This is a genomic window from Cytobacillus firmus, from assembly GCF_023715565.1.
Taxonomy (GTDB): Bacteria; Bacillota; Bacilli; order Bacillales; family Cytobacillaceae; genus Cytobacillus; species Cytobacillus firmus_C.
The window spans coordinates 23,637-31,336 of sequence record NZ_JAMBOJ010000060.1; the positions used below are offsets into that span (position 1 = coordinate 23,637).

Genomic DNA, 7,700 nt, shown 5'->3' on the forward strand with positions numbered 1-7,700 from the left:
GCATGGAGCATTTATTAAATGAATAGTTGGATAATTCGGGATATGCTTCAGGACATAATGGTTCTTTATGCCAGCGTAATCCGCTCTTACACAAAAGATTTCTCCCATCATATCATATGAATTTTCAGAAATCAATTATTTATACAAAAAGTTGGATATGGTTTAGGGGCAGGAAAAGGGTTTTGTATAATTAAACCCCAGTATTGTAAACGTTTTCATTACTGGGAATAAAGAAAACGGAAGCATTTTTGCTCCCGTCGGTGTATAAAATAATGAATATTTATTCGTCTTTTAATTGCTGAAATGCGTTTTGCACCGCATGAATGGTGGCTTGAATATCATCCTCTGTATGCGCGATTGTCATAAACCAGGCTTCATATTTTGAAGGAGCCAGGTTAATTCCCTGATTGAGCATCAGCTTGAAGAACTTTGCAAACATTTCTCCATCTGTATTTTCCGCCTGCTCATAATTCACTACTTTTTCTTCCGTAAAGTAGATGGTCAGGGCACCTTTTAATCGATTAATAGTAATTGGGATATTATGTTCTTCAGCTGCCTCACTAATCCCTTTTTCAAGCATTTCTCCCAGTCTGTCCAGATATTCATAGACTCCAGGCTGTTTTAAAACCTCGAGACAGGCAATTCCTGAAAGAATCGACGCCGGATTTCCAGCCATTGTACCAGCTTGGTAAGCTGGACCTAAAGGAGCTACTGTTTCCATGATTTCTTTCTTTCCACCATAAGCACCGATTGGGAGGCCTCCTCCGATGATTTTCCCCATGGCTGTCAAGTCCGGTTTTACACCAAGCAGGTCCTGAGCACCGCCATACATAAAACGGAAAGCTGTGATGACTTCATCATAAATGACAAGCGCGCCGGCTTCATGTGTTAATTCGTTAACCTGCTCCAGGAACCCCGGTTTTGGTTCAACAATTCCGAAGTTGCCGACAATCGGCTCCACCAGTACAGCAGCGATCTGGTCGCCCCATTTTTCCAGAGCTTCCTTATATGGTTCGATTTCATTGAAAGGAACCGTGATCACTTCCTGGGCAATGCTCTTTGGAACTCCGGCAGAGTCAGGAGTTCCAAGTGTTGAAGGCCCTGAACCTGCAGCAACCAGGACAAGGTCGGAATGGCCGTGATAGCAGCCGGCAAACTTAATAATTTTGTCCCTCCCCGTATAGGCCCTTGCCACACGGATCGTTGTCATAACGGCTTCAGTACCTGAATTCACAAAACGGACTTTGTCCAAATTCGGCATTGCTTCCTTAAGCATCTCGGCGAATTTCACTTCATGCGGTGTCGGAGTTCCATATAATACTCCGCGCTCAGCAGCTGATTTAATTGCTTCTGTAATATGCGGATGGGCATGTCCCGTAATGATGGGGCCGTATGCAGCCAGGTAATCTATATATTGATTGCCGTCCACATCCCAGAAATAAGCTCCCTGTGCACGTTCCATTGCGACCGGCGAGCCGCCGCCAACTGCTTTATAGGAGCGGGAAGGACTGTTCACTCCTCCGACAATGTGTTCTAAAGCTTGTTTATGAAGCCGTTCAGAATTAGTAAATTGCATGTTATTCCTCCTGATTAAATCCATTTATTCATCCGTCATTATTTTAACATGTTTGGAAGGGACTGCGTCCAATCTGAAGGATGGCGGAGTATTCTGTATTTTAAAGTTAAGAATTGAAGCAATCTAGTTGTGAAGAATGCGCTGTTTGTCTAAACTAGTTCATTAGGGTATTAAGAGGCAGGAGGAATAATAATGACAGATGCAATAACAGTCAGGAACTTAAAAAAGGAATTTAAGGCATATTCCAGCCGCTCTGGATTAAAGGGTGCTTTTCGCGACTTGCTGACAAGGAATTATAAGATTGTTCCGGCAGTAAACAATATCAGTTTTCAAGTAAAGCAAGGCGAGATGGTCGGGTATATAGGTGAAAATGGAGCAGGGAAGTCAACCACCATTAAAATGCTGACAGGGATCCTGACCCCGACAAGCGGCGAAGTGATCGTGAATGGAATGAACCCTCATAAAGACCGTGAAAAATTCGTCAGGACGATTGGGGTTGTCTTCGGCCAGAGATCACAGCTTTGGTGGGATATTGCTGTTCAAGAATCCTTCAGGCTGCTCAAGAAGGTGTACAAAGTTACTGATGAGCAATACGACAGCCATATGTCACATGTGATCAAAACCCTGGATATTGAACCTCTGCTTGACAAGCCGGTCCGGAAGCTTTCACTCGGTCAGAGAATGAGGTGTGAACTTGCAGCGGCACTTATCCACAATCCGCCGCTCTTGTTCCTGGATGAGCCGACTATCGGGCTTGATGTGCTTGTTAAATTGAAGATCAGGGAGTTTTTAAAAGAAATCAATGATAAATACAATACAACCATTCTGCTGACTACTCATGATTTGTCTGATATAGAGGCACTGTGCGAACGTGTAGTGATGCTCGATGAGGGAAAAATCATTTATGATGGAGCTTTAAAAAGCTTGAAGGAAAAATGGGGGGAAGGGAAGGAAATAGAATTCCAGTTCCTTGAAGACGTGACCCTGAACGACTTAAACCGAATAACGGCCTCATCGGAAGTGAAATGGGAAAAAGATGAGAAAAAAGCGATCTTCACAGCCTTTGCAGAGGATAATGATGAACTGATTTCCCTGCTGATTGCCAAGGTGGTTGCGGATTTGAAAGTGAAGGACATCGATATTAAAGAAACTTCAACAGAGGAAATTATAAGAAATATTTATGACCGGGGGATTTCTTAATGAAAGAATGTACTTTTACCCGGGGGTGTTCCTGTGGATAAATATATCGAAATGATTCGGATCCGTTTTTTGATGATGCTTGCCTACAGAACCAATTATTATACAGGCATTCTGATATACAGCATTAATATTGGCGCTTACTATTTCTTATGGAGTGCCATTTATGGAGAAAAAGATGCGATTGAGGGCATGTCTGTGATCCAGATGTCGACATATGTGGCTGTAGCTTGGATGGCCAGAGCGTTTTACTTTAATAATATAGACCGGGAAATGGCTGCTGAAATTAAAGAAGGAAAAGTAGCGGTGGAGCTGATTCGCCCATATAATTATTTGGGTATGAAAACGATGCAGGGACTGGGGGAAGGAATATTCCGTCTCTTCTTTTTCTCCGTTCCGGGCATGGTTATCGTCTCGTTTATTTTTCCGCTCCAATTTTCTGCGGATTGGACGACCTGGATTTTCTTTGCAGTATCGATTGTATTAAGTTTTTTTATTAATACGCAAATTAATTTGCTGACAGGCATTACCACTTTCTTCTTATTTAATAATACAGGGCTTATCCGGGCAAAAAGAGTTGTGATTGATCTCTTTTCCGGTCTTCTAATTCCTATCAGCTTTTTTCCGTTATGGGCACAGGATGTACTGAAATATTTGCCATTTCAGGGTATCAGCTATGTGCCGAGCATGATTTTTACAAATAGTTTTTCGAATAATGAAGCCATCCAGGCGATTATTATGCAGGGGATCTGGGTTCTTATTTTGATCATACCCATTCAGGTTCTGTGGATCATAGCGAAAAAACAGCTCATTATTCAAGGAGGGTGACGCGTGTTTTATATAGCCATTTTCTTTCAATATGTTGCCCAATATATGAAAACAAGAATGCAGTACCGTGCAGATTTATTTGTAGAGATCTTTTCAGATCTTTTATTTCAGGCAGTCAATTTAATTTTTATCCTGGTCGTCTTTGGACATACTAATCTGCTTGGCGGCTGGACGAGAGATGAAATCATCTTTATTTACGGTTTTTTCCTTGTACCCTATGCGCTGTTTTCATCGTTCTTTAATATTTGGAATTTTAATGAGAGATATATAGTAAAAGGGGAACTCGACAGGATATTAACCAGGCCGATCCATAGTTTGTTTCAAATCGTATTGGAACGGATGGAGCTTGAATCCCTGTTCGGGGCGGTAACAGGCATTGCTGTTATGATCTACGCCGGAAACAACCTTGGTTTAGGATTCTCATGGACTGACCCATTCTTATTTTTCTTATTTGTGATAGGTGGAATGCTTGTGTATGGAGGCATCTTTGTACTGATTGCCTGCATCAGCTTTTGGGCAGATGCCAGAACATCCATAATGCCGATGATGTATAACATCGGTAATTATGGAAGGTATCCGGTTGATATTTACAATAGTGTCATACGCTTTGTCCTCACCTGGGTTCTTCCGTTTGCTTTTGTCGGTGTATATCCTGCTTCCTACTTCCTGGGGAAAGAAGAATGGTTTTTGTACTCCTTTTTAACACCTGTAATCGGAATCGTATTTTTCAGCATCTCGATTGTGACCTGGAATTCAGGTGTTAAACGATATCGGGGAGCGGGCAATTAGAACTGGGGATTGGAGTTTTACTTTATTGGGCGTTCCATTCTTTGTGCAGAAAGAGTTTCCGAGACAGGCTGTCATATGGGAAAGACCATGAGCGTATAAATGAATTGGAAGGCATTTCGAAACGAGGTGCACTATGGCATTTTATTTATCGCTGATTTTAATCGTGCTGTGCATGATCATGAGTCTGCAGACTCTCTTTTCATCCGCCAAGATTAAGGGAAGATGGGTGTCTGTGGATAATTTCCTTTACCTCATAAGTTTATATGCAACGATTCTGATTGGGTTTGGGCTGATATATATATGGCTTGATTTACATGGGCTGGTGGTTTTGATGGACGGCACTGAATATATGGAAACCGGTTTCCTCGAGAGGCTGGAGAAGGGTTTTTATTTTAGTGCTGTTACTCTTTTTTCTGTTGGGTATGGAGATGTCAGTCCTGTTGGAATAGGCAGGCTTATTGCCGTACTGGAAGCGTTAATCGGATATGTCATCCCGGCCGCATTCGTAGCCAGGGTAGTATTTGATGCAGGTGACCGTGCTTTATGATGATATCAGTTGTTTTTGACAAAAAAGTTGGATAGGCTTAGAGTAAGAAACCTATTCAACAGGAGGAATTAAAATGGCAATTGAAATCGGTAAACCGGCTCCAGATTTTGAGCTTGAGGCAAGCAATGGTGAAAGAGTGAAATTATCAGATTACAGCGGAAAAAATGTTGTTCTGTATTTTTACCCGAAAGACATGACACCTGGCTGCACGACTCAGGCGTGTGATTTCAGGGACCGGCATCAGCATTTTGCAGATGTGAATGCAGTCATTTTAGGAGTAAGCCCTGATCCGCTCAGCCGGCATGAGAAATTCATTGAAAAGCACGGACTGCCTTTCCTGCTGCTTGCAGATGAAGACCATCATGCGGCAGAGACATACGGTGTGTGGAAATTGAAAAAGAACTTCGGGAAAGAATATATGGGAATTGAGCGCTCAACCTTTATTATTGACCAGGAAGGCAGGCTCGTGAAAGAATGGCGCAAGGTAAAGGTCAAGGATCATGTCGAGGAGGCGCTGGAGTATATTAAGGGAAATTTGATCCAGTCTTAAATAGGTTGCCTATTTTTACAGGAATAAGGCTTTTGTCCATTCCGAAGAACAAGTTTTGCATATCATTTTATTAGGGCATACCTCCTCAGATACTTTTTCGAAACGAACCTGAACAGGTTCGTTTTTTTTATATTTTTATCATCCGGCGATGGGTGGTATGATGAACAAAACTGTGTTGGAGTGGAGTCTATGAAAATTGTGTCATCCATTTTTCCTACCGAAGAGCTGTCCCAGGACATAATTCAGAATTTCCCTGAGGGAGATTTCCTATTTTTTGATGGAATAGAAGCTGCGGGGGAATCCTTTTATCATGCTGAAGTATTTATTACATATGGAGAAGATCTGACAGAAGAATATATTAATAAAGCAACAAAACTAAGGTGGATCATGGTGATGTCAGCGGGAATTGATGAAATGCCTTTGAAAGCCTGCAAAGAGAAAGGCATCTTAATTACTAACGCAAGAGGAATCCATAAAATCCCAATGGCTGAATTTGCGCTAGGAACTATGTTAGGGCATGTTAAACAAAGAGCAATGTTAGCTGAAAATGAAAAGGCAGAAGTTTGGAATCGTAATCTGCCAATGGAAGAGCTCCATGGAAAAACCTTGTTAATTATCGGTGTTGGGGCAATAGGGGGAGAGATCGCAAGACTCGCCAAATGCTTTGGAATGAAAGTGGCTGGAGTGAATAGGAGCGGACGGGAAAATATGTGGATAGATCGTATTTTTCCACTCAGCAGGCTCACAGGGATCCTTCCAGAGGCTGACTTTATCATTTCTGTCCTTCCCAGCACGCCTGAAACTAAATATCTGTTAAAGGATAAGCATTTCGCCGCTATGAAGAATTCTGCTGTGTTTATGAATATAGGAAGAGGGGATCTTGTCGAGGAAAAGGTGCTTCTGTCAGCGCTTGAAAAACACCAGATTTCACATGCGTATCTGGATGTTTTTGAAAAAGAGCCTCTGCCTGTTGGACATCCTTTCTGGGGGATGGAGAATGTAACGGTCACACCTCACCTGTCAAGCCGGACAAAAAACTATTTACTGAGATCTTTTGAAATTTTTAAGCATAACCTTCATACATATATAAAAAATAACAAAGATTATATGAATGTGGTCGATGTTGAAAGAGGGTATTAAGATGAAAATTTATACCAAAACAAGTTAGATGGACGATAAAGGACAGAATATCCCCTTCATGGAAACACAAATGATAAGTGGGAAGCAGATCCTACTGTGCTTAATAACTTTATTTTGCTCGGCGATCATCCTTCAGGAGCGGCATTTCATGTAGCGAGAACCGTTGTGAGAAGAGCGGAACGATGTGCGGTGTCACTCGGTGAAGAAGTAAATCCTCTCGTGTTAACCTATCTGAATCGGCTGTCTGGTCTGCTGTTCGTTGCTGCACGATTTGTGAATCACCATTTGGGCACTGGAGAGCAGCCGCTTCATGATGAAAAGAGCTGATTCCCTCTATTAAGGTGTTTGTAATATTGACAAATGTGGTAAAAAATTAGTACACTATTTATAAAGATTATAAAGTAAGAATATTTGTTGGAAAAGAGGTGCATGGCGGTGGCGCATATGGAATTAAAAGAGGCGCTGGATACTTTAAAGGACACTGGAGTACGTATCACTCCGCAGCGTCATGCGATACTTGAATATTTAATAAGCTCCATGTCACACCCGACTGCTGACGATATATACAAAGCATTAGAGGGGAAATTCCCAAATATGAGTGTGGCAACAGTTTACAATAATTTACGAGTATTCCGTGAGGTTGGCCTGGTAAAGGAACTGACATATGGTGATGCATCTAGCCGATTCGATTTTGTTACCACTCATCATTATCATGTCATTTGTGAAAGCTGCGGAAAGATTGTAGACTTCCATTATCCTGGCCTGGATGAAGTAGAGCACCTTGCTTCGCATGTTACAGGTTTTAAAATCAGCCATCATAGAATGGAGATTTACGGAACGTGTCCAGATTGTGCAAGTAAAGAAGCTCACTAATAAAATTTTAAAGCTGCCGGCGCTGTGCTGTCAGCTTTTTATTTTTAACCCAATAAAAAAACCGGCTTTAAAGTAGACTGCACCCCTTATAGTAGATGTTGAAAAACCCACAGTTGGGCAACATTGACTTAAGGGGTGATTTTTATGGCCAAAAAAGGGCAAAGGTTACAAAGTTATTCTTTGGAGATTAAAGCGGAAGC

The 7,700-nt window shown here is 41.7% G+C and carries 8 protein-coding genes and 1 pseudogene; 8 read left to right on the forward strand and 1 reads right to left on the reverse strand.

All coding sequences use genetic code 11. The annotated features are described in order from the left end of the window. Positions 1-280: 280 nt before the first annotated feature. Complete coding sequence (locus tag M3205_RS20045; protein WP_251171489.1) at positions 281-1,576, reverse strand: glutamate-1-semialdehyde 2,1-aminomutase; 1,296 nt, start codon at positions 1,574-1,576, stop codon at positions 281-283. Between the two features lie 192 nt (positions 1,577-1,768). Between M3205_RS20045 and M3205_RS20050 the strand changes: the two genes are divergently transcribed. From M3205_RS20050 to perR, 8 genes and pseudogenes are all read left to right on the forward strand, one after another. Beyond that, entirely contained in the window at positions 1,769-2,776 is a 1,008-nt protein-coding gene (locus M3205_RS20050) for an ABC transporter ATP-binding protein (protein WP_251171490.1), read from the forward strand. Positions 2,777-2,809: 33 nt separating this feature from the next. Then, positions 2,810-3,601 carry an ABC transporter permease gene (locus tag M3205_RS20055; protein WP_251171491.1) on the forward strand — a complete coding sequence of 264 codons (792 nt, stop codon included), beginning with the start codon at positions 2,810-2,812 and terminating at the stop codon, positions 3,599-3,601. Positions 3,602-3,604: 3 nt separating this feature from the next. After that, positions 3,605-4,390 (forward strand): ABC transporter permease, encoded by a 786-nt coding sequence (locus M3205_RS20060; RefSeq protein ID WP_251171492.1) that lies wholly within the window; start codon positions 3,605-3,607, stop codon positions 4,388-4,390. A gap of 133 nt (positions 4,391-4,523) precedes the next feature. Beyond that, positions 4,524-4,937 carry a potassium channel family protein gene (locus tag M3205_RS20065; protein WP_251171493.1) on the forward strand — a complete coding sequence of 138 codons (414 nt, stop codon included), beginning with the start codon at positions 4,524-4,526 and terminating at the stop codon, positions 4,935-4,937. A 73-nt stretch (positions 4,938-5,010) separates the two neighbouring features. Next, positions 5,011-5,487 (forward strand): thioredoxin-dependent thiol peroxidase, encoded by a 477-nt coding sequence (bcp, locus tag M3205_RS20070; protein ID WP_251171494.1) that lies wholly within the window; start codon positions 5,011-5,013, stop codon positions 5,485-5,487. A 189-nt stretch (positions 5,488-5,676) separates the two neighbouring features. Continuing rightward, complete coding sequence (locus tag M3205_RS20075; RefSeq protein WP_251171495.1) at positions 5,677-6,627, forward strand: D-2-hydroxyacid dehydrogenase; 951 nt, start codon at positions 5,677-5,679, stop codon at positions 6,625-6,627. A gap of 99 nt (positions 6,628-6,726) precedes the next feature. Then, positions 6,727-6,954: pseudogene (locus tag M3205_RS20080) on the forward strand (ATP:cob(I)alamin adenosyltransferase); the annotation flags it as partial. A gap of 108 nt (positions 6,955-7,062) precedes the next feature. Further along, positions 7,063-7,500, forward strand: coding sequence for a peroxide-responsive transcriptional repressor PerR (perR, locus tag M3205_RS20085; RefSeq protein ID WP_251171496.1), 438 nt, complete (start codon positions 7,063-7,065; stop codon positions 7,498-7,500). The last annotated feature ends 200 nt before the right edge of the window (positions 7,501-7,700 follow it).

What these genes read in the sequence shown, in the direction of transcription:
- M3205_RS20045 (WP_251171489.1), bottom strand. Translation starts at nt 1,576, where the DNA reads ATGCAATTTACTAATTCTGAACGGCTTCATAAACAAGCTTTAGAACAC.
- M3205_RS20050 (WP_251171490.1), top strand. Translation starts at nt 1,769, where the DNA reads ATGACAGATGCAATAACAGTCAGGAACTTAAAAAAGGAATTTAAGGCA.
- M3205_RS20065 (WP_251171493.1), top strand. Translation starts at nt 4,524, where the DNA reads ATGGCATTTTATTTATCGCTGATTTTAATCGTGCTGTGCATGATCATG.
- bcp (WP_251171494.1), top strand. Translation starts at nt 5,011, where the DNA reads ATGGCAATTGAAATCGGTAAACCGGCTCCAGATTTTGAGCTTGAGGCA.
- M3205_RS20075 (WP_251171495.1), top strand. Translation starts at nt 5,677, where the DNA reads ATGAAAATTGTGTCATCCATTTTTCCTACCGAAGAGCTGTCCCAGGAC.